The sequence below is a fragment of the Sphingomonas sp. URJC2 genome (assembly GCF_059803575.1).
This window is the reverse complement of record NZ_JAPFGX010000031.1, coordinates 13011-33703: the sequence shown is the minus strand read 5'-3', so window position 1 is coordinate 33703 and position 20693 is coordinate 13011. Positions and strand designations below refer to the sequence as shown.

The window sequence follows — 20693 nt, the reverse complement described above, 5'->3', positions numbered from 1 at the left end:
GCACCAACCCCCGCCCGCCCGCCGATCAGCACCCCGATCAGCGTCGGTCCTTGTCTGCCTCAGATCGACAGTCTTCCGGCACCAGAAACCCCGGCAGGGGGCCAGTGTCAAAAGCCCGCGCGCAGACCGATCGAGGCGGTCCGGGGCGCGCCGGGTTGAACCCACAGCGGCGAATAGCTGTTCGCATACCAGCGCGTGTCAAACAGGTTCTGGACCGACGCGAACAGCCGCACACCCTTCACCGCTTCAACCTCACCAAAGAGCCTGACGAGCATATGGGCGGGCAGGGCAAATGCAGTGCCCGTCTCCCCCGAACGCTCGCCTACATATTGGAGGCCAGCCCCCAGTTGCGCCTCCCGGCCAGCCAGGGCGAAGCGCTTTGTCGCCTGCACGTTCAGCGTGTGGTCGGGGATATTGATCAGCGGATCGCCGGGACGGATCTGGAAATTGAAGTTCGGCTCCAGCAGGGTCGAGCGGGCTTCCGCGTCGATATAGGCGTAGCTGAGGATCACATCGATGTTCCCCGGCAACTGCCCGGCGACATCCAGCTCGATGCCGCGGCTGCGCGCCTTGCCGATGGCGACCGAGAAGCCCGGATTGCCGGTATCGCTGGCCAGCACATTGTTCTTGTCGAGCTGGAACACCGCGAGCGTGCCGCTCAATCGCCCGCCCAGAGCGGCGAATTTGACGCCGATTTCCTTCGACCGGCTGGTTTCCGGATCGAAAATCGCGCCGCTGACATCGGTTCCGATATTGGCACGAAAGCCCTCGCCATAGGCGGCATACAGGGTGATCGGTGTGCTGAGCCGGTAGACCAGCCCGGCCTGCGGGCTGAACCGCCCGACGCTGCGGCGACTGTCGATGCCAGTCAGCCGGTTGAGCGTGCGCAGCCGGACATCGTCATAACGCCCGCCGATGCGGATTTGCAGCCGGTCGGTCAGCTCGACCTGATCCTGCACGAAAACGCCGGCGGATTGCTGCACGTCCAGCCGGTCGTTCTGCGGCCCCGGTGTCGGCAGCGGAAAGCGGCCATAGACTGGCGAGAGGATGTCGAGGACATAGCCGGCCCGGTCGGTCGTCCCCGCAGTGAGAACGGGAGGGCGGAAACGGCCGAATTGCTGGTCATTGTCGAACCGGTCCCGGTCGGCCCCGATCAGGACGCGGTGACGGAGCGATCCGGTGTCGAACTCGCCCGACAGCTCGGCCCTCACGACCCATTGCCGGGAATCATAGCGCCGCGAGCGCCGCTGGCGCGACAGGGAACGGCCGTCGACGAACAGCTTCTGGCGCGAGGCGACAAGTTCGGCATCCGATGAAAATCCGGTCAGCAGCGTGTCGCGCAAGCTGGCGCCGACGAGGATCGTCCACCGATCGTCAAGATCATGCTGCACGCGCAACTGATGGCCGGTCGCGCGCGCGACATGGTCGCCATCCCCCGGTTCGCCCAGGAAGCGCGTGCGCGGCACGGTAGAAAAATCGCCATTGAGGACGACGATGCCGCGATCAAACGGCGTCTCGACCCGCGTCCATTCCAGATCATAGGTCAGCCGCGTATCATCGCCGATTGCAAGCCCGATGGACGGCAGAAAGCCCCAGCGGCGCTGGGTTACTGTGTCACGGAACGTGTCGCCGGCCTCGGCATAGCCGATCAGCCGCGCGGTCAGTTCGCCAGACAGGGCGAGGTTGAAATCGCCCTCGGTCCGCACCCGGTCGAAACTGCCATATTGGATGGACGCGGTGCCGAACGAGCGGCCGATTTCGGCCTGTTTGGTGACGAGATTGACCGTGCCGCCGGGCTCGCCCCGGCCGAGCAGCGCGGCGGCTGGCCCTTTCAGCACCTCGATGCGTTCAAGCCCGGCGACATCGCGGGGGCCGCCAAAGCCGCGCCCGCCGTTGAAGCCGTTGACCAGATAACCGGTCGGAATATTCTCGTCCCCGGCAAATCCGCGCACCGCAAAGCTGTCGAACAGGCCGCCGAGCGAGTTCTGGCGTGAGACCGAGGCGTTGAGGTCAAGCGCGTCGGTGAGGCGCAGGAAATTGTTGGCCTTGATCGCGGCGTCATCGATTTGGGCGATGGACTGCGGGATTTCGGACAGCGCAAAGTCGCCGCGATATGCCTGGCGGACACCGGTGACCGTTACGATCTGATCGGCCGATGCGTCCCCGTCCGCAACGCCTTCGGCGTGCGCTGCCGCCGGATGGACCGCGGCGGCCGCCAGGCTGGTGAGCAGTGCGATGCGCAAACGACCATAAAACATGTCACAACTCCCCCTGGCGCCCGATCGGGCGATGGCGGGGCCGCTCCCGCGCCCGCATCGGGACAGCGTCCTGACGAGATGATATAACAGTGTCAATGCGGAAGCCGGCGAGGGCGGTCGTGCCCCGACCGCCGGGGCTTGGCGGGCGGCCTAGAGCATTTTCAAGCCGGGTTGAATCACCCGGCGACTCAGAAAGCGCGGTAAATCAGAGGCCTGGAGCGGCCGATCCGATGCAATCGGATCGGAAGCCGCTCTAGCCATCCGGTCAGGGACGGGCCAGGGCCCCGCTCACGCCGCGTGCAGGGGTGTGGCCGCCTCGGTGCGGTCGCGGCCGGCATCCTTGGCGGCATAAAGCGCGCGGTCAGCGGTCTTGTAGAGCATCATGAAGTCGCTGCCCGGCGGCACGCACGATACGCCGGCACTGGCGGTCACGCTGATGAACAGGTCGCCGGCCTGCACCTGTTCGTCGGCAATCGCGGCGCGCGCCTGATTGGCGAACTCGATGGCGCGGGCGGGGCAGAGATTGACGGCGAGCAGCCCGAATTCTTCGCCGCCCAGGCGCCCGATCGCCCGCGCATCCGGCACCCAGGACAGGGCGGCGGCCACCGCGCGCAGCACAGCGTCGCCGGCATCATGGCCATGCCGGTCATTGACGCGCTTGAATCGGTCAATGTCGAGCAGCACCAGCGTCACCGGGCCGGTTTCCAGCAGCATCGCCTCCGCCCGCTCGACAAAGCCGCGCCGGTTGAGCAGGCCGGTCAGCGGATCGGTCACGGCCAGCCGGGTCATCAGGCTGCTTTCCGCCTGCGCCGCATCGCGCTCGATCCGCACCGACCAGAGCTGGATGGCGACGATGATTGTCAGCCACACCGTCTGCAGCGCGCACGCGCCCAGCACCAGATACATGCCGCCGGCATCGTCCTCCGCGATGCCGCGATCGGCAAAGATGCTCCACAGCACAGCCAGCATCGGGATTGTGAACGACAGCAGGAAATCGCGCGCCTGCGCATTGCCGCGCCGCCATTGCCACAGGCACAGGATCATGACGGCAGCCGCCGCCGCCAATATGGCGGTGTTGAGCGCCATGGCGGCCAGCGGCAGCGAGGCCCCCGGGCAAAAGGCCGCAACGCCGCCCAGCACCGCAACCAGGATCGCCAGCATCATGGTGCCGGTCCGCACCGGCCGCGGCAGGGCGGCCCCAGCGCTCGCCAGCAGGAACCCGATCGCGCAGCTGATCGCGGCGGTCGACGAAAGCGTCGCGAGCCGAGCCGAGACCGGGCCGGCCATTCCCGGTGCCACGAACAGCGCTGTCTGCGTCCACAGCAGCGCCCAGCCGAGCACGCATGCCGCCCACAGCGCGTTCCACACCGGCGGGGTGCGGCGGGCGGCAAAGGCGATCAGCAGATTGCCGATCAGCGACAGGGCAAGCAGGGCGAGTGCCGCACCGATCACCACAGCCTGGCCCATCTCCGCCTGGCGGGAGCGCGGGCCGCCGATGCCGATATCGATCAGCCGGTCCCAGTCGGCCCGGAAAAAGCCGATGCGGACGGAAGTGACGGGGGCCGCCCGCGCGGGGGCCACGAATGTCACCCGGCCGCCGACCTGCCAATGGCTGCCGAAATCGCCGGCGCGGACGCTCTGCCGGTGGGTCGTGCCGTCTGCATAGCGGAACACGGCCTCGACCGCCTCGGCCCGGGTGACGCGGACGCTGACGACCGGTGCGGCGATGCCCGGCACGGCATCGATCCACAGCCAGCCCGACCGATAGCCCCCCGGCGATATGCTGCACGCAAGCGAAGCGGCACCGCGCACATCCGGACAGGTATGGGGCAGCGACGGGGCCGGTGCCGCAGCCGCAATTGTGGCCCCGCACATCGCCACCAGGCCGACGAGCAGCCGCATCATGGCCGACATCCACCGCACGCCGTCAGTCCTTGCCCTCCACCCGCGCCGTCATCCGCGCATGTCATCAATGCTTCGCACAAAAATGCCGAATGTTCCAACGCGATGCCGCGCGCGCGCGCCGGCGGCGGGGGGCGCGGGGCACAAAAAGGGGCGCGACACCACCCGGCGCCGCGCCCCCCTGCCTGCATGCGGAGCTGATCTTCCGAGCCGCCGGATGATCCCGCCCGGCGCGAAATGCGTCAGCCCTCGGCCGCCTCGGACTGGAGCTGGATGAAGTTCTGCAGCCCCATCAGCCGGATCTGGTCCTGCATCTTCTCGATGGTGTCGACATGCTCCTCCTCGCTTTCGAGGATGCGCTGCAACAGGTCGCGGCTGACATAGTCGCGCACATGCTCGCAATGCGCGATCCCTTCGCGCAGCAGCGGGATGGCGTCGTTTTCCAGCGCGAGGTCGCAGGACAGGATTTCCTCCACCGTCTCGCCGATGCGCAGCCGGCCGAGCATCTGGAAGTTAGGCAGCCCGTCGAGGAACAGGATGCGCTCCGCCAGCCAGTCGGCGTGCTTCATCTCGTCGATCGACTCTTTATATTCATATTTGGCGAGCTTCTTCACGCCCCAATGCTCGAGCATCCGGTAGTGAAGGAAATACTGGTTGATCGCCGTCAGCTCGTTCTTGAGCGCGTCGTTCAGAAACTGGATAACCTTGGGGTCGCCCTGCATGTTCTTGCCTCCGTCTGGCGCGGCTTATAGCGCCGAACCGGGGCAAAATCATCAAAAAATGGCGGTTTTCCGTGCACTTGCGGTTGTGAAACCGCTAGTCACTCGCACGAGCGTCTGCGATCACTTCGCGGGCATAGGGGATGCACTGGCCACAGCGCGGGCGGCATCCCAGCGCCTTATAGGCCGATAACGGATCGCAATAGCCCTGCCGCGCGGCCTGGCGCACATCGCGTTCGCGAATCGCATTGCAGTTGCAGACAATCATTGCCTGATCCGCGTAGCAAAACTGCGATTGCCTCGCAATAGCCGGCAATGGCGCGCGCCAGGCCGATGCATCGTCCGGGCGCAAAACCCGCCCGAATCCGGCGGTTTTCGGCGCACCGGCGAATCGGCGGCGTGCCCGCGTGCGGGGCCGGCGGGTCAGACGCGGGTGGCGAAGGGGGTGAAATCGGTCTCGGCGTCGAACACGTCCACGCCCTCGCGCCGCTTCAGCCAGCCGACGACGACATAGGTGACCGGGGTCAGCAGCGCTTCCCAGCCGACCTTCAGCGCCCATTGCGTCGCCAGCACCTGGATCACCAGCGCCTCGGTCCACCCCTCTGCCCCCCAGAATGCGAGCGGGTAGAAGATCAGGCTGTCCACCCCCTGTCCGGCAAAGGTCGATCCGATGGTGCGCGCCCACAAATGCCGCCCGCCGGTCCACAGCTTCATCCGCGCCATGACATAGGAGTTGACGAACTCCCCGGCCCAGAAGGCGAGCATGGAGGCAAAGACGATGCGCGGCACCTGCCCGAACACCGCTTCATAGGCGGCCTGATTGCCCCAGCCGGGCGCGGGCGGCAGCGCGACGACCACGAACGACATGAACGCCATGAACAACAGCGCGCCAAAGCCCGCCCAGATCACCCGCCGCGCCCGCGCATAGCCGTAAACCTCGGTCAGCACGTCGCCGATCACATAGGATACGGGGAAAAACAGGATGCCCGCGCCGAACGGCCATGGGCCGATGCCGGGCAGGGTGATTTCCGCCACCTTGCCCGCGCCCAGCACGTTCGACAGCAGCAGGATGGTGACGAATGCCGCCATCACCAGATCGAATGTGCGGAAATGCGCGCCCTGAAGCGCCCGCGCATCCACCGCGCGGATGCCGCTGCCCTGCCCGTGATCGCTCGTCATGACGCCCCTTTTGCCGCTCCCGCCACCGTATCGCGGTTTTCGCCCGCCGCAAACCGCGCTAAGGCGCTCGCCACGCGCCCGTAGCTCAGCTGGATAGAGCACGAGCCTTCTAAGCTTGGGGTCGCAGGTTCGAACCCTGCCGGGCGCGCCATTTTGTGGGGTGGGGGCGGGCTTGACGGCCGGTGGCTGAAGGGGTGGTGCGCGATAGGGCGGGCGTCACCGCTATCATTCAGTTGGAGATTGAGCGTCGAGTAACGACCCAGGCCCGGCCGTTCAAACTCGAATCGATTTACATCCGCTTACGCCGGAAGCGGACGGTCGAGCTGGTCGGGGGCACACCATGAGCAACGTGCCCCAACATCGGTGGTGCAGCCATCTTGGCGGCCTGACCGAAAGCAGTCATTGGTCAACCGGCCTTCAGAGGCGGGAAATGGAACACGCCCTCTATTTGATGTCGCGTCAGCTGGGATCAAAGGGGGAGGCAAGATGGATAGACATCATCGACCGGATCAGTCTTGGTCAGGCTCGTATCCCCCGCCGCTTTGATCACTCTGCTCGATCAGGCCAGCCCAAGGCCAGTGAACAGTGCAATATTTTCGGTAAGTGAGGAGCTGCTTGTCGACGACGAACACCTCGTTCTTGCCGTGATCGAACGTCAAAATCAGACCTCGCCCGTCCTCATCAACCTGAAGGCCATCGATTTTGGTAAGAATCTGCCGCAGGTTTCCTTTCTGAATTCGGGGCTCGTTCTCGTGCGCCCTTGCGAATATAACGTCGATATGCAGCCCCCGGGTCAGATCTGTTGAATCGGCTTCCATAACGACTTTGAGCATATGGGCGTAGATCCCGGTCGCATCCTTCCGGGTGCGTATGCCTTTTGCTACTCGCTGAGCAAATGTCTGATAGAGAGGGTTTAGCTGTTCCGCGTAAGTCGCAGCTGCATATTCATATTTGCTGATGTCGTTTGCAGTTTGCTTAACCCGTTGGCGCTCGAAAATTCCATGCTCATCTAACGTCTTCAATGCGATCGCCTGAAGAATTCCGACCGTGCCAAACGCATCTTCAATCATCTTCGCGCGAATAGCCGGCGAAAATTCTATGTTGAGGGCATCTGCCCCTTTTGTGAGTACTGCTTCCAAATCAGCGTCTGACCAATAAATCGAAATTTCTTCTATTCTACCGGCTAGATCGGGATTCAACCAAAGCAAGAGGTTATTTTCCGCCCAGATCCCGACGACCACGACATAGGTCTGCAGATCCCATAATGCCTTAAGGTCGAATGCAAACGCCTTGCGCTCAGCCGGCGAGAGATAATGGAAATCCTCGATGACCAGACGCCGGCCAGATGCCTTGATAATATCAGAGACGAAACGCAGGTCTTTCAAATCCCGACCCACCGGAACAGATTTCGTGCCGGACTTGTGCTCACCCTCGATCTCTTGAGCGAGCGCCAATTTCGCGAGTAACTTGACACCGATCTCTTGGTGTGCCTCCAACTTTCCTCGGAAGCCCTTTTCACCGGTCTGCTCGACAATCAGCTTGAGCCCGAGTTGGCTAAGGGCGTCTTCGTATAGATCAGTCACAGACTTGTTGAGCCGGCATTGGACGGTGATTGCGTCAGGAAAACTCTTCTGCCGCACCCAACTTTTTCCGCACTTGGATTCTCCGCGCAGAGCAATGTGCGTGCTGCGTTCAAGTAGGCGCTGAACCAGCTCGTCGATAGAGCCGCGGTTGATGTATGAATATTCGAGAATCTCAGTGGAGATCCCAAAAACCTCGTGAGACTTCCTTCCAAATCCGAACATCCACACCTCCGTACCGCCAATCGCGACTAAACGTAGCGGCATCCTCGGAAAGGTCCAGCGGGCTGGGAGGTTTGCACCTGCTTTCGGGAGAGCGTTCGGCACCACCGTTGCCGCTTGTGGACATACGCCAGCGGGCCACAACCGCTCCTGCAAATTCGCCGCTTAAAAGCGGCCCATCCGCAACCGGTCCAGCTGCGGTCGCGGTACGAGGCTGATCAAGTGCTAAATGTCGAGTATTGGCGTAGAACCTGCCGGTTAGAATGTCCCTCTGAAACGGCAGGTAAGTCCCACCTTCAGCCATTGAGTCTGTCCGCAAGCGTTGTCGCCTGTTAGGCGAGTGGCCAGGTAGTCGCAAAGGCCGGCGGGGCTGCATCCAATCCCGCGTCACGAATCTTCATCCCCGCCGTCGCCCGCTCGCGCCACCACTCCACCCCCCGTTTTGCATTCGGCGGATTGAACTCTACAAGGAGCGCGCCCTGAGGGGAGGCGCATTCCGGACGCGATATGGCGAAACAGACCAAGGCACCCACCATCAACGATGTCGCCCGACTGGCCGGGGTGTCGAAAAAGACCGTCAGCCGGGTGATCAACCGGTCCGCGCTGCTGAGCGAGGAAACGCGGGTGCGGGTGGAGACGGTGATTGCCGATCTGGGCTATGTGCCCAATCCGCAGGCGCGGGCGCTGGCGCTGCGGCGCAACTTTCTGCTCGGGCTGCTGCACGACAATCCCAATGCGCAGACGGTGCTCAACTTTCAGGAAGGCGTGCTCGACGCGATCCGCGACACCGAATTCGCGCTGGTCGTGCGCCCGGTCGACCGGCATTCGCCGACGATGATGGACGATATCCGCCGCTTTCTGGAACAGCAGCGGCTTTATGGCGTGCTGATCCTGCCGCCGATTTCGGAGAATGACGCGCTGGCCGAACTGTGCCTGGAAATGGGCTGCGGCTATGTCCGCATGGGATCGGCGATGCTTGACGATGGCGATCACATGGTCGCCTCCAACGACCGCGAGATGGTGGGGCAGGCGGTCGATCATCTGGTCGAGCTTGGCCACCGCCGGATCGCGCTGATCGAGGGGCCGATCGGCTTCCGCTCGGCGCTGGAGCGGCGCGAGGGCTTTCTGGCCGCGATGCAGGCGCACGGGCTGAGCGTGCCGCCGGACATGCACGCGCAGGGCAGCTACCGGTTCGATTCGGGCATGGCGGCGGCGGCGCAATTGCTCGATGCGGCGGAGCGGCCGACGGCGATCTTTGCCAGCAATGACGAAATGGCGGCGGGCGCATTCCATGCGGCGCGGCTGCGCGGCCTCAACGTGCCAGAGGATCTGTCGATCATCGGGTTCGACGATTCACCCATCGCCGCGCATATCTGGCCGCCAATGACCACGGTCGGCTGGCCGGTGCGCGAAATGGGGCGCGCCGCCGCGCTGAAGCTGATCGCGCCGGACGATCCCGCCGCTCAGGGCGCGCGCTTCCTCGCCCGGCTGGTCAAGCGCCAGTCGGTCGCGCCGCCGCGCGGCTGATCGGCTGCCACTTCGCGCTGCCACCGGTCAAAAGGCGGTTGAACCCCCGGGCCGAATGCGGCTAGTGAGGGGCATGACACCGGTTTCCACGAGAGGCCGCACGAGGAGGGATTCCAGCCATGAAAATCGCGCTCATCTCCGAAAACAGCCAGGCTGCCAAAAACGCCATCATCCATGATGCGCTGACCGCAGTGGCCGAGCCGCTGGGGCATCAGGTGTTCAACTATGGCATGTATTCGGCCGAAGACGCCGCCTCGCTGACCTATGTGATGAACGGGCTGCTCGCGGGCATTCTGCTCAACAGCAAGGCGGCCGATTTCGTCGTCACCGGCTGCGGCACCGGCATGGGCTCGATGCTTGCCTGCAACGCCATGCCCGGCGTGTTCTGCGGGCTGGTGATCGACCCGACCGATGCGTTTCTGTTCAGCCAGATCAACGCCGGCAACGCGATTTCCATGCCCTATGCCAAGGGCTTTGGCTGGGCGGCGGAGCTCAACCTGCAGGATTGCTACCGCAAGCTGTTCGAAAGCGAGCCGGGCCTTGGCTATCCCAAGGAACGCGCGGCGATCATGGCCAGCAATCGCGGCAAGCTCGCCGCGCTCAAGGCGGCGTCGTGCCACGACATGCTGAGCGTGCTCAAGGCCGTGGATCAGGATCTGCTGCGCGCGGCGATCGCGGGCGAACGCTTTGCCGACTATTTCTACCCCAACTGCCAGGATGACGGCATCGCCGCCTATCTGAAGGCGCTGTAAGCCTGACGGCGGGAAGGGGGGAGCATATGGCGATTTCATTCGACCTGACGGGCAGGCGCGCGCTGATCACCGGGGCCAATACCGGGATCGGGCAGGCGATTGCCGTGGCGCTGGCCGAAGCGGGCGCGGCGGTGGCGCTGGCCGGCCGCAGCCCGGCGGCGGAAACCCTCGCGCTGATCGAGGCCAAGGGCGGCACCGCGGTCGATCTGCGCGCCGATCTGTCGTCCATCGCCCCGGTCGACGCGCTGATCGCCGACACGGTGGCGGCGCTGGGCGGGCTCGACATTCTGGTCAACAATGCCGGGATCATCCGCCGCAACGATCTGGCCGTATTCACCGAGGAAGATTGGGACGCGGTGGTCGACACCAATCTGAAAACCCTGTTCTTTCTCAGCCAGGCGGCGGCGCGGGTGATGATGGCGGCCGGGCGGGGCAAGATCATCAACATCGCCTCGCTGCTCAGCTTTCAGGGCGGGATCCGGGTGCCGAGCTATGCCGCCGCCAAATCGGGCGTCGCCGGGCTGACGCGCGCGATGGCGAACGAGCTGGCGCCGGCGGGCGTGCAGGTCAATGCGATCGCGCCGGGCTATATCGCCACCAACAACACCGCCGCGCTGCAGGCCGACGAGACGCGCAACCGCCAGATCCTCGAACGCATCCCCGCCGGGCGCTGGGGCCGGCCCGAAGACATTGCCGGGGCGGCGGTGTTCCTCGCCTCGGGCGCGTCGGATTATGTCACCGGGCATATCCTTGCGGTCGATGGCGGCTGGCTGGCGCGATAGGCGGGCGGGATGACGATCACCTGTTTCGGCGAGCTGCTGCTGCGCCTGTCGCCGCCCGACCGGCATCTGCTGGTGCAGGCAACATGCCTTGATCTGGTGGTCGGCGGTGCGGAGGCCAATGTCGCCTCGGCGCTGGCGGCGCTCGGCCATGATGTGCGCTTTGCCGGGGTGGTGAGCGCCAATCCGCTGGGGGACCGCGCGCTGGCGGCGCTCGGCGCGGCCGGGATCGACACACGCCATCTCGTCCGCGCCGCCGGGCGCATGGGGCTGTATTTCCTCGAGGCCGGGTCCGGCCCGCGCCCCGCCGCGATCACCTATGACCGCGCGGGCAGCGCCTTTGCGCTGGCGCAGCCGGAGATGATCGATTTTGCCGGTGCGCTGGCGGGGGCGCGGCTGCTGCATTGCGGCGGGATCACCCCGGCGCTCGGCCCCGGCGGGGTTGCGCTGGCACGCGCCGCGCAGGCGGCGGCGCGCGCGACCGGGGTGCCGATCTGCTTTGACGGCAATTACCGCGCCCAGCTCTGGGCGGCGTGGGACAGCGATCCGGCGGCGATCCTGCGCGAGCTGGTTGCCGATGCGACCATCCTGATCGGCAATCACCGCGACATTTCGCTGCTGCTCGGCAAAAGCTTTTCCGGCGAGGGCGAAGGGCGGCGGCGCGAAGCCGCCGAGGCCGCCTTTGCCGCATTCCCCCGGCTGCAACTGATCGCGTCGACCGCGCGGCATCTGGTGACGAGCGATCATCACCGCATCTCGGCCCGCGTCGATGCCCGCACCGGCAGCCACCAGACCGACGAGATCGACGTCACCGGCATTATCGATCGGATCGGCACCGGCGATGCCTTTGCCGCCGGGGTGCTCGATGGCTGGCTGACGGGCGGCGATCTGGCGGTGATGGCCGCGCGCGGGCTGGCGCTCGCCGCGCTCAAGCACAGCATTGCGGGCGATATGTGCCCGGTCAGCCGGGCGATGCTGGATGATTTCAGCGCCCGTGCGGGCGATGTCCGCCGCTGATCGCTGGACCCGCCGCGCCGTGCTGGCGGGCGGGGCGACAGGGGCGGCGCTGGCCATCACCGGCGCGCGCGCGGCCCCGCCGGCGGCCCCGCCGACACCTTCGCCGGCTCTGGTCGGGGTGCGGGGGCCGTCGGGCCATTATCTGGGCAGCTTGGTCGATGGTCCGGGCGCTCCGGCGCGCCCGCGGGTCCGGCGGTTCACCGGGATCCGCTATGCCCGTGCCGAACGGTTCGCGGCCCCGGTGGCGGCCGTTTCGCACACGCCGATGGCCGAACAGGTCGCGGGCTTCGGCCCGTCCTGCCCGCAGCCGGGGGCGGGCCATCACCCCCAGTCGGAAGACTGTCTGTTCCTGAACGTCTGGACCCCGGCGGATCTGGGGCAGGGCCTGCCGGTGATGGTCTATCTGCATGGCGGGGCCTATGCCACCGGTAGCGTTGCCGATCCGCTCAATGACGGCGCGGCGCTCGCCGCGCAGGGCGTGGTGGTGGTGACGGTCAACCACCGGCTCAATGCCTTCGGCTATCTCTATCTGCCCGACCGCGCGCCCGACAGCGGCAATGCCGGCCAGCTCGATCTGATCGCGGCGCTCGAATGGGTGCAGCGCAACATCTTCGTGTTCGGGGGCGATCCGGGCAATGTCACGCTGTTCGGCCAGTCGGGCGGCGGCGCGAAGATCGCTACGCTGATGGCGATGCCCGCCGCGCGCGGCCTGTTCCACAAGGTAATCACGATGAGCGGGCAGCAGGTGACGGCATCCGGCCCGGGCAACGCCGCCCGCCGCGCCCGCGCCTATCTGGCCGCGCTCGGCAACGGGGTCGATCCGCTGACCGCCCCGGCCTGGCAGCTGCGGGCGGCGCTTGGCGCGGCCGATCCGGTGCTGGGCGGGCGCGTCTATTTCGGGCCGGTCGTCGACATGCGGCATCTGGACCGCCACCCCTTCTGGCCCGATGCGCCCGCGCAATCGGCGGACATCCCGATGCTGCTGGGCAATTGCATCGCCGAAAGCCGCGCTTTCTATCCGCCCGACGGGCCGGTGCTGCGCGGGCTGAGCTGGGACAATCTGGCCGATCGGATCGCGCCCGAATTGCGCGTCGATATCGCCCCCGGCTGGGTCGTCGAGCGGTTCCGCGCCCGGTATCCGGCGGCATCGCCGGTCGAGCTGTTCCACCGCATCATCACCCCGGCGCGCAGCTGGCGCGGGCAGGTGGAGGAGGCCGAGGCGCGGGCGCGCGGCGGCCGGGGCAACAGCTTTGTCTACCAGCTGGATTTCGACAATGCCGCGCACACCGACGATATCGGGCTGGCGTTCGGCACCTCGGCGCATCGCTCCCCGGCCCATGCGGCGATGAGCCGGGTGATGATGACCGCCTTTGTCCGCTTCGCCCGCACCGGCTCGCCCGGCTGGCCGGCCTATGACCTTCCGTCGCGGCTGACGATGATCTTCGACCGTGACAGCCGCGTCGTCAGCGATCCGCGCCGGTGGGAGCGGGAGCTGTTCGGCCGCTTTCCCTATGTGCAGCCGGGGACGTAAGGGGCGGGGCCGTTACGGCCTGCCGCCGCGCATCGCCCGGTCGCGCGCCGACAGCCCTTCCTGCGTGCCCGGCTTCTGGCCCGGATAAAGGCCAGATTTGGGCGTCATCGTCTCCAGATCCCAAGCCGCCTCGACAAAGGGGGCCGTGGTCGGCGCGATCACCGGATAGCCGCCGACCTCGCGCTCATCGTCGATCACCTCGCCGCGCCCTTCGGCGATGAAGAACAGCACGCGCAGCTCCTCGCTGCCCCGGTCCCAGGGCCGCGCCCCGGCGGTGGCGATCAGCACCGTCTCGACCTGTTCGGCCGGCAGGATGCGATAGCCCTCAAGGCTGGCGAGCGGTGCCGGCGCCTCGATCAGCTTCGCCGCGGTCGTGCCATAGCGCCCGAACATCGGCAGCGGATTGCCCAGCCGGTCGACGGCCAGATTGTCGCGCCCGAAAAAGGCAAGATCGCCAACCCCGCCCAGCATCAGGAACGGCAGCCCGGCATCGGTGTCGTTGCCGCCGCGCATCACATTGCCGATGGCGGTGATTTCGCCCGTCACATGCGGCTGGCCGGTCCATTCAAGGTCCATCAGATTGTAATGCACGGCGCGTTTCTGCGGGTTGTAGATCAGGTTGTTGACCATCAGCACCTGCGCGCCGCCCTTGACCAGCGGGCTGCGCTCGACATTGTGCGCCCAGATATTGCGGTCGAACACGATGCCGGTGGCATTGTCATGGACCAGCGAGCCCTTGGAATGCTCGCCCTTGGGATGGCTGGCATTGGCGAGCCCCTCGGCGGCCAGATTCAGCCGGAACACAATGTCATGGCTGGTGCCCGCGCGCCACTGCGCAACCGTCGTGCCGGTGAAACGGGGGCCGGAGGCGGACATGTTTTCATCCACGCCCCACATGAAGGTGCAGTTTTCAACCACCACCCGCGCCGCGCGGACGGTGGACAGCGCATCGGCCTCCCACCCGCTGCGTTTGGGCTGGCCGTCGGCCCCGGTCAGCACGCGGATATGCGCCAGCTTCACATCATGCGTCTTGATGTCGATGCCGCCCTTGATGATCGTGATGCCGGGCGCGGGCGCGGTCTGCCCGGCGATGGTGACGAACGGGTTGTTGATGTCGATGCCCGAACGTTCAAGGTCGATCACCCCGCCGACCTCGAACACGATGATGCGCGGCCCCTTGGCGCGAATGGCGGCGCGCAGGCTGCCCGGCCCGTCCTTGGCAAGCGTGGTGACCCGGATGATGCGGCCGCCAGCGCCCCCCTGTGTCGGATCTTTCGGATGGGCATGGGCCGGCTGCACCGCCGCCGCCGCGGCGAGCGAAAACGTCGCAAGAACAGTGAGAAACCCACGCATTTCCGTCACTCTCCCCAAGGTTTTCCGGGTTGCTTGACAGAATCCGAAGCCCATGGCAATCAATAATGACACCGGTTTCCAAAGGCCGGGACAAGTAAAAGCCGGGCACTGGATGCACCGGCGATCAGGATGAGGGGTGCTGGCGGGAAAGGCCGCGCATGGCGCGTTTCCCGATGACAGCAGAGTCATGCCGGCGCGCAGCGCGATGCTGTGCCCCGGGACGGGGGGAAAGCAATGCGTGCAAACCGCAAGATCAATTCGCTCGTAAGGTTCGGTCTCGTCGCGACGTCTGTGCTGACGACATCTGCATTGGTCGCCCCGGCGATCGCCGTCGCCCAGACTGCGCCAGCGGCCGATCCGATGCAGGAACAGGTCGGTCCCGGCAAGGATGTCGTTCCCGCCAGTGACATCATCGTCACCGGCTTTCGTGCGTCGCTGAACTCGGCACTGCGCGCCAAGCGCGAGGATCTGGGCATTGTCGATGTCATCAATGCCCAGGACATCGGCAAATTTCCCGACACCAACCTGGCCGAGGCGTTGCAGCGCGTTCCCGGGGTTGTGATCGACCGCGATGCCGGCGAGGGGCGTTCGATCACCGTGCGCGGGCTGGGGGCCGATTTCACCCGTGTCCGCATCAATGGCATCGAAGCGCTTGCCACCACCGGCGGCACCGACAGTTCGGGCGGGTCCAACCGCAGCCGCGGCTTCGATTTCAACGTCTTTGCCGCCGAGCTGTTCAACAGCATCACCGTCCGCAAAAGTTCATCGGCCGATATCGATGAGGGGTCGCTGGGCGCTACGGTTGATCTGCGTGCAGCGCGGCCGTTCGATTTCAAGGGGTTGACGATCACCGGTTCGGTGCGCGGGCGTTACAACGACCTGAACCGGAAGGTCGATCCGCGCGCGGCGTTCCTGATTTCCGACACCTTTGGCGACGGCATGTTCGGGGCGCTGCTGTCGATCGCCTATTCAAAGCGCCGGCTGAACGAAGAAGGCTTCAGCACCGTGCGCTGGGACAATGGCCCGTCGTCGCAGGGCTTTTGCGCGCCGGTCGGCCTGACTTCGCAAGGAACCAACGCGACTCAGGCCACGTGCGGCCCGGCGGCGCAGGGCGTGGCGCGCCTGCCAAACACGCCGGCCAATGTCGCGGCGTTCAACGCGGCGCGCGCCGGCACCAATTTCCACCCGCGCCTGCCGCGCTATGGCCGGCTGGTGCATGATCAGGACCGGGTCGGGATCACCGGCTCGCTGCAATTCCAGCCGTCTGACAGCACGCTGATTTCGGCCGATTTCATGTTTTCGAACCTGTCGGCGACGCGCGAGGAGATTTTTCTTCAGGCGATCTCGTTCAGCCGCAATGCTGCCGCCGGGGGCAAGCCGCAAACGAGCGTGATCGAAAGCCAGTATGATGCCAATGGTGCGCTGCTGTTCGGGCGTTACAATGGCGTCGATATCCGGTCGGAATCGCGCTTCGACGATCTTTCGACCCGGTTTTTCCAGCCGACGATCACGATCGAGCAGAAGGTCGGCGACCGGATCGACCTCAACCTGCGCGTGGGGCGCGCGGATTCCAAGTTCCGCAATCCGATCCAGACCACGATCACCATGGATGCGCCCAACGTCAACAACTACAGCATTGATTTCCGGCAAAATGATCGCTTGCCGCAGATTGGCTATCCATTTGATCCGAACGATCCCAATGGGCCGCTCCAGTTTCTTGGCATTCCGCGCGTCGCCAGCGGCACGCAGCCGAACAGCATTGCCAACACCACGGCAAGCGAGATCCGCATCCGCCCGCAAGGGGCCACCAATCGCAATGATGTGCTGCATTTCGACGCCAAATGGCGGGCGATCCCCGACCGGCTGTCGCTGATCGTCGGCGGCGATCTGCGGCGTTATGAGTTTGACACGTTCGAGTTTCGCCGGGTCAACACCAATGACACGTTTTTCCAGCCGCCTGCCGCGGCGGCAGGCGGGCTGACCACCCGGATCACGGGCTTTGGCCGCAACATGGACATTCCCGCCGGCACGCCGACCAGCTGGATCATCCCCAATCTGCCCAGGGTGGCGAGCGCGCTCGATATCTATTGCAACTGCCTGCAAAGCGGCCCTGTCGGCGGGCCGGGCGATTTCACGCTCGGCTCGATCACCGTCGGGCCGGCGCGCGGCAACAACCGCCGGATCGAGGAAAACAACCGCGCGGTGTTCGCCATGGCCGAATTCCGCGTCGATCTGTTCGGCCTTGATCTGCGCGGCAATGCGGGGCTGCGCTATGTCGAAACCCGCACCAGCGCGACCGGGTTTCTGGCCACGGGCGGCGGCACCCCGGTCACGGTCGACAATCGCTATGACGACTGGCTGCCGTCGTTCAACCTGTCCGCCAATGTGACGCGCGATCTGGTCGTGCGCGTGGCGGCCGCCAAGGTGATGGCGCGTCCGCAGCTTGGCGCGCTCAATCCGGGGGGCGCGATCAACACCACCGGCAATCTGTCCGCCAATATCGGCAACCCGTTGCTTGCGCCGTTCCGGGCCAATACGCTGGATGCCAGCATCGAATGGTATCGCCCGAACGGGGCCTTTATCGGGGTCGGCCTGTTCTACAAGGATATCTCCACCTATGTGCAGAATCTGCGCCAGGTGGTCGAGTTCAGGCAGACGGGGCTGCCGCTGTCGCTGCTGCCGCCGCAGTTCGATGGCACTGAAGAGTTTGAGGTCACGACCTTCGTCAACACGCCCGGCGGCAGCCTGAGGGGGATTGAGGTCAATGTGCAGCAGCCGTTCGACTTCCTTCCCGGCTTCCTGAAATACACCGGGTTCACGGGCAACTTCACGCTGGTCGAATCCAAGATCGACTATGTCACGTCGCCCACCGACCTCAATCCGATCCGCGACGATCTGATCAACCTGTCGCCGCGATCCTGGAACGCCACGCTTTATTATGAAGACAAGCAGTTCAGCGCGCGCGTGTCGGGGGCCTATCGCTCGCGTTTCCTGACCCGCGTGCCGGGGCAGAACAACAATGACGTGGAAGGCCGCAACAGCACCCTCAACGTCGACGCGCAGATCAGCTACCGGATCAACGACCGGTTCGAACTGACGCTGGAAGGGGTCAATCTGACCGATCAGTTCATCGATCAGTTCATCAGCAACCAGCGCAACAGCGTGGTGGTGTTCAACCATACCGGGCGCGAAATCCTGTTCGGCGGCCGGTTCCGGTTCTGATCCGCAGGCGATGCGGGCGCTGAGATGATCGACCGGCGGACAGCTCTGGCCGCGCTCGGGCTGGGGGCGGCGGGGCCGGGGCTTGCCGGGCCGGGTCTGGACGGGCCGGGGCTAACCGGGCCGGGGCAGGCCGTCGCCGCCCGGGACGGCGCGGGGCAAAGCGAGGCCGCCGCCTGGATCCCGCTCTGGCCGGGGGCGGCGCCCGGTCCGCCCGCGACGCTTCCCGACGAACGGCTGGTCGAACGGTCGGCTGATCCGGCCATGCCCGACCGGATCCTGCAGGCGGTCGCCCGGCCGCGGCTGGCGGTGTTCGCGCCGGCCCGGCCCGGGGGTGCCGCCGTGCTGATCGCGCCGGGCGGCGGCTATCGTCATGTCGTGATCGACAAGGAAGGGTTTGAAATGGCGCGCTGGCTTGCCGCGCGTGGGGCTACGGTCTTTGTACTCTTCTATCGCCTGCCGCATCAGGGCTGGGCGGCGGGGGCGGATGTGGCGCTGGCCGATGCACAGCGGGCGCTGCGCCTGATCCGGCACGGCCATGCGGCCTGGGGCGTCGATCCGGCGCGGATCAGCGTGATGGGCTTTTCCGCTGGCGGCCATGTCGCGGCCTCGCTCGCCACGCGCTTTGCCGCGCCGGTTTATCGCGCGGTCGATGCGGCCGACGCCGTTTCTGCCCGGCCCGACGGGGCGGCGCTGATCTATCCGGTGATTTCGATGCGGGCCGATCTTGCCCATCCCGGCTCGCGCGACCGGCTGCTGGGCGGGCCGGCACCCGATGCCGCGCGCGTGGCGGCCCAGTCGGCGGACCGGAACGTCCCGGCCGATGCGCCGCCCTGCTTCCTGCTCCATGCCGAGGATGATGACAGTGTGCCGGTGGGCAACACGCTGGCGATGCGCGCGGCGCTGAGGGCACGGGGGATTGCGGTCGACACCCATGTCTATGCCGAGGGCGGGCACGGCTTTGGTATCAGCCGCGCAGCCGGCAAGCCGGTGGCCGGCTGGCCAGAGACCTGGCGGGCCTGGGCCATGGCCAGGGGGCTGGCATGAAGGCCGCACGGCGCGAGCTGCTGGCCGGGCTGGGCGCGCTCGCCACCCCGGCCTGGGCGGTGCCGATGCCCGGCCCGCGGCCAGCGTCGCCGGCACCGATCATCCGCCCGCGTGGCTTTGACAATCAGCGTGTCGCTGATCTGGGCGATGGCCGCTTTCTCAATCCCGTCCTGTCCGGCGACCGGCCCGACCCGGCGATCCTCAAGGACGGGGCCGATTATTACCTGACCTTTTCGACCTTTGACGCCTATCCGGGGCTCACCATCTGGCATTCGCGCGATCTGGTGAACTGGCGGCCGCTGCAACCGGCCCTGACCCGCAATCTCGGCGCGGTCTGGGCCCCCAGCCTGCACCGGCATCGCGGCCGCTATCTGCTGTATGTGCCGGTCAAGGCCCGGCCCGCCAACGAGATTTACGTGATCTGGGCGGATCATATCGAAGGGCCGTGGAGCGATCCCGTCCCGCTTGGCCTGCCCGATCATATCGATCCCTGCTTTGCCGAGGCCGAAGATGGCAGCTGCTGGCTGTTCCTGTCAGGCGGGGACCGGGTGCGGCTGTCGGACGACGGCCGGTCGCGCGCCGGCCCGGTCGAACATGTCTATGATCCCTGGCGCTATCCCGCCGACTGGGTGGTCGAAAGCTTTTCGCCAGAAGGTCCCAAAATCCACCGCATCGGCCGCTGGTTCTACATGCTGACCGCGGTCGGCGGCACCGCCGGGCCGCCGACCGGGCATATGGTGATCGCGGCGCGCGCGCGGTCGCTGCACGGCCCCTGGGAACATCATCCCGGCAATCCGCTGGTCCGCACCGCCAGCCGCGACGAGGCCTGGTGGTCACGCGGCCATGCCTCGCTGGTCGAAGGCCCCGATGGCGGCTGGTGGGCGCTCTATCACGGCTACGAAAACGGCTATTGGACGCTTGGCCGGCAATGCCTGCTCGATCCGGTCACCTTCACCGGCGATGGCTGGTTCCACATGACGGGCGGCGATCTGTCGCGGCCGATCCGCAAGCCGGCGGGCGGCAGCGCGGTGCCCCATGGCATGGCGCTCAGCGACGATTTCAGCGGCCCGCTGGCGCTGGGCAGCAAATGGGCGTTCTTCCGGCCCGATGCCGATGAAGCGGCGCGCATCCGCGTGGCGGACCGCACGCTCCATCTGGCCGGCAAGGGCGATGCGCCCGCTTCTGGCTCGCCGCTGCTGCTGACGGCGGGCGACCATGGCTATACCCTTGAATGCGATATCGAAGTGGCACCGGGCGGGCGCGCCGGACTGGTGCTGTTTTATGATCAGGCGCTGTATTGCGGCCTTGGCTTCGATGCGCGGCGCTTCGTCACACATCAATATGGGATGGAACGCGGCCGCCCGGCCAATCCGCATGGCAGCCGGATGCGGATCAGGCTCACCAACCGCGCCCATATCGTCACTTTCGACACCAGCGGCGATGGCGGGCACAGCTGGCAGCGCTTCGATCGCGGCATGGAGGTATCGGGCTATCACCACAATGTCCGGGGCGGCTTTCTGATGCTGCGCCCCGGCCTGTATGCGGCGGGCGAGGGCAGCGCCCGCTTCCGCGATCTTCGGTTCACCGCGCTGGCGGATTGACGCGGTT

General features: G+C 66.1%; 15 protein-coding genes and 1 tRNA gene. 9 read left to right on the top strand and 7 right to left on the bottom strand.

The window, feature by feature from the left end; translation table 11 throughout:
• Positions 1 to 107: 107 nt before the first annotated feature.
• The 5 genes from OPU66_RS11295 to OPU66_RS11275 all read right to left on the bottom strand — a co-directional run bounded on the left by OPU66_RS11295 (position 108) and on the right by OPU66_RS11275 (position 6058).
• A complete protein-coding gene (locus tag OPU66_RS11295) occupies positions 108 to 2258 on the bottom strand; it encodes a TonB-dependent siderophore receptor (RefSeq protein ID WP_498553751.1) in 2151 nt (716 codons plus the stop codon).
• A 288-nt stretch (positions 2259 to 2546) separates the two neighbouring features.
• Positions 2547 to 4172: a sensor domain-containing diguanylate cyclase gene (locus OPU66_RS11290; protein WP_498553750.1), complete on the bottom strand. Its 1626-nt coding sequence runs from the start codon at positions 4170 to 4172 to the stop codon at positions 2547 to 2549.
• Between the two features lie 230 nt (positions 4173 to 4402).
• Positions 4403 to 4882 (bottom strand): bacterioferritin, encoded by a 480-nt coding sequence (gene bfr / locus OPU66_RS11285; RefSeq protein ID WP_160593630.1) that lies wholly within the window; start codon positions 4880 to 4882, stop codon positions 4403 to 4405.
• A 94-nt stretch (positions 4883 to 4976) separates the two neighbouring features.
• On the bottom strand, positions 4977 to 5147 hold the full coding sequence (locus tag OPU66_RS11280) for a (2Fe-2S)-binding protein (protein ID WP_498553749.1): 171 nt from the start codon (positions 5145 to 5147) through the stop codon (positions 4977 to 4979).
• 155 nt (positions 5148 to 5302) lie between these two features.
• Positions 5303 to 6058 (bottom strand): queuosine precursor transporter, encoded by a 756-nt coding sequence (locus OPU66_RS11275; protein WP_498553748.1) that lies wholly within the window; start codon positions 6056 to 6058, stop codon positions 5303 to 5305.
• 74 nt (positions 6059 to 6132) lie between these two features.
• Between OPU66_RS11275 and OPU66_RS11270 the strand changes: the two genes are divergently transcribed.
• Positions 6133 to 6209: transfer RNA gene (locus OPU66_RS11270), tRNA-Arg, on the top strand.
• A gap of 358 nt (positions 6210 to 6567) precedes the next feature.
• Here the strand turns inward: OPU66_RS11270 and OPU66_RS11265 are convergent.
• A complete protein-coding gene (locus OPU66_RS11265) occupies positions 6568 to 7863 on the bottom strand; it encodes a hypothetical protein (RefSeq protein WP_498553747.1) in 1296 nt (431 codons plus the stop codon).
• A gap of 504 nt (positions 7864 to 8367) precedes the next feature.
• On the opposite strand from OPU66_RS11265, the gene OPU66_RS11260 reads away from it, so the two are divergent.
• The 5 genes from OPU66_RS11260 (at position 8368) to OPU66_RS11240 (ending at position 13466) form a co-directional block, all read left to right on the top strand.
• Positions 8368 to 9387, top strand: coding sequence for a LacI family DNA-binding transcriptional regulator (locus OPU66_RS11260; RefSeq protein ID WP_498553746.1), 1020 nt, complete (start codon positions 8368 to 8370; stop codon positions 9385 to 9387).
• A 119-nt stretch (positions 9388 to 9506) separates the two neighbouring features.
• On the top strand, positions 9507 to 10139 hold the full coding sequence (locus OPU66_RS11255; protein ID WP_498553745.1) for an RpiB/LacA/LacB family sugar-phosphate isomerase: 633 nt from the start codon (positions 9507 to 9509) through the stop codon (positions 10137 to 10139).
• Positions 10140 to 10165: 26 nt separating this feature from the next.
• Positions 10166 to 10921, top strand: coding sequence for a 2-dehydro-3-deoxy-D-gluconate 5-dehydrogenase KduD (gene kduD, locus OPU66_RS11250; RefSeq protein ID WP_498553744.1), 756 nt, complete (start codon positions 10166 to 10168; stop codon positions 10919 to 10921).
• Positions 10922 to 10930: 9 nt separating this feature from the next.
• Entirely contained in the window at positions 10931 to 11935 is a 1005-nt protein-coding gene (locus OPU66_RS11245; protein WP_498553743.1) for a sugar kinase, read from the top strand.
• On the top strand, positions 11922 to 13466 hold the full coding sequence (locus tag OPU66_RS11240; RefSeq protein WP_498553742.1) for a carboxylesterase/lipase family protein: 1545 nt from the start codon (positions 11922 to 11924) through the stop codon (positions 13464 to 13466). Before OPU66_RS11245 ends, OPU66_RS11240 begins: the two co-directional genes overlap by 14 nt.
• A gap of 12 nt (positions 13467 to 13478) precedes the next feature.
• Here OPU66_RS11240 and OPU66_RS11235 read toward each other — a convergent pair whose 3' ends face one another.
• The gene (locus OPU66_RS11235; RefSeq protein WP_498553741.1) at positions 13479 to 14819 is read right to left on the bottom strand and encodes a pectate lyase family protein; all 1341 of its coding nucleotides are present in this window, start codon (positions 14817 to 14819) and stop codon (positions 13479 to 13481) included.
• Between the two features lie 291 nt (positions 14820 to 15110).
• On the opposite strand from OPU66_RS11235, the gene OPU66_RS11230 reads away from it, so the two are divergent.
• The 3 genes from OPU66_RS11230 to OPU66_RS11220 are packed head-to-tail and all read left to right on the top strand — an operon-like array spanning position 15111 to position 20686.
• Entirely contained in the window at positions 15111 to 18041 is a 2931-nt protein-coding gene (locus OPU66_RS11230) for a TonB-dependent receptor (protein WP_498553740.1), read from the top strand.
• Between the two features lie 24 nt (positions 18042 to 18065).
• Positions 18066 to 19085 carry an alpha/beta hydrolase gene (locus OPU66_RS11225; protein WP_498553739.1) on the top strand — a complete coding sequence of 340 codons (1020 nt, stop codon included), beginning with the start codon at positions 18066 to 18068 and terminating at the stop codon, positions 19083 to 19085.
• Entirely contained in the window at positions 19082 to 20686 is a 1605-nt protein-coding gene (locus tag OPU66_RS11220) for a family 43 glycosylhydrolase (RefSeq protein ID WP_498553738.1), read from the top strand. Before OPU66_RS11225 ends, OPU66_RS11220 begins: the two co-directional genes overlap by 4 nt.
• Positions 20687 to 20693 lie beyond the last annotated feature (7 nt).

Excerpts from the sequence above, each read along its gene's own strand:
- OPU66_RS11295 (WP_498553751.1), bottom strand. The coding sequence starts at position 2,258 with ATGTTTTATGGTCGTTTGCGCATCGCACTGCTCACCAGCCTGGCGGCC.
- OPU66_RS11290 (WP_498553750.1), bottom strand. The coding sequence starts at position 4,172 with ATGTCGGCCATGATGCGGCTGCTCGTCGGCCTGGTGGCGATGTGCGGG.
- bfr (WP_160593630.1), bottom strand. The coding sequence starts at position 4,882 with ATGCAGGGCGACCCCAAGGTTATCCAGTTTCTGAACGACGCGCTCAAG.
- OPU66_RS11280 (WP_498553749.1), bottom strand. The coding sequence starts at position 5,147 with ATGATTGTCTGCAACTGCAATGCGATTCGCGAACGCGATGTGCGCCAG.
- OPU66_RS11275 (WP_498553748.1), bottom strand. The coding sequence starts at position 6,058 with ATGACGAGCGATCACGGGCAGGGCAGCGGCATCCGCGCGGTGGATGCG.
- OPU66_RS11265 (WP_498553747.1), bottom strand. The coding sequence starts at position 7,863 with ATGTTCGGATTTGGAAGGAAGTCTCACGAGGTTTTTGGGATCTCCACT.
- OPU66_RS11260 (WP_498553746.1), top strand. The coding sequence starts at position 8,368 with ATGGCGAAACAGACCAAGGCACCCACCATCAACGATGTCGCCCGACTG.
- OPU66_RS11255 (WP_498553745.1), top strand. The coding sequence starts at position 9,507 with ATGAAAATCGCGCTCATCTCCGAAAACAGCCAGGCTGCCAAAAACGCC.
- kduD (WP_498553744.1), top strand. The coding sequence starts at position 10,166 with ATGGCGATTTCATTCGACCTGACGGGCAGGCGCGCGCTGATCACCGGG.
- OPU66_RS11245 (WP_498553743.1), top strand. The coding sequence starts at position 10,931 with ATGACGATCACCTGTTTCGGCGAGCTGCTGCTGCGCCTGTCGCCGCCC.
- OPU66_RS11240 (WP_498553742.1), top strand. The coding sequence starts at position 11,922 with ATGTCCGCCGCTGATCGCTGGACCCGCCGCGCCGTGCTGGCGGGCGGG.
- OPU66_RS11235 (WP_498553741.1), bottom strand. The coding sequence starts at position 14,819 with ATGCGTGGGTTTCTCACTGTTCTTGCGACGTTTTCGCTCGCCGCGGCG.
- OPU66_RS11225 (WP_498553739.1), top strand. The coding sequence starts at position 18,066 with ATGATCGACCGGCGGACAGCTCTGGCCGCGCTCGGGCTGGGGGCGGCG.
- OPU66_RS11220 (WP_498553738.1), top strand. The coding sequence starts at position 19,082 with ATGAAGGCCGCACGGCGCGAGCTGCTGGCCGGGCTGGGCGCGCTCGCC.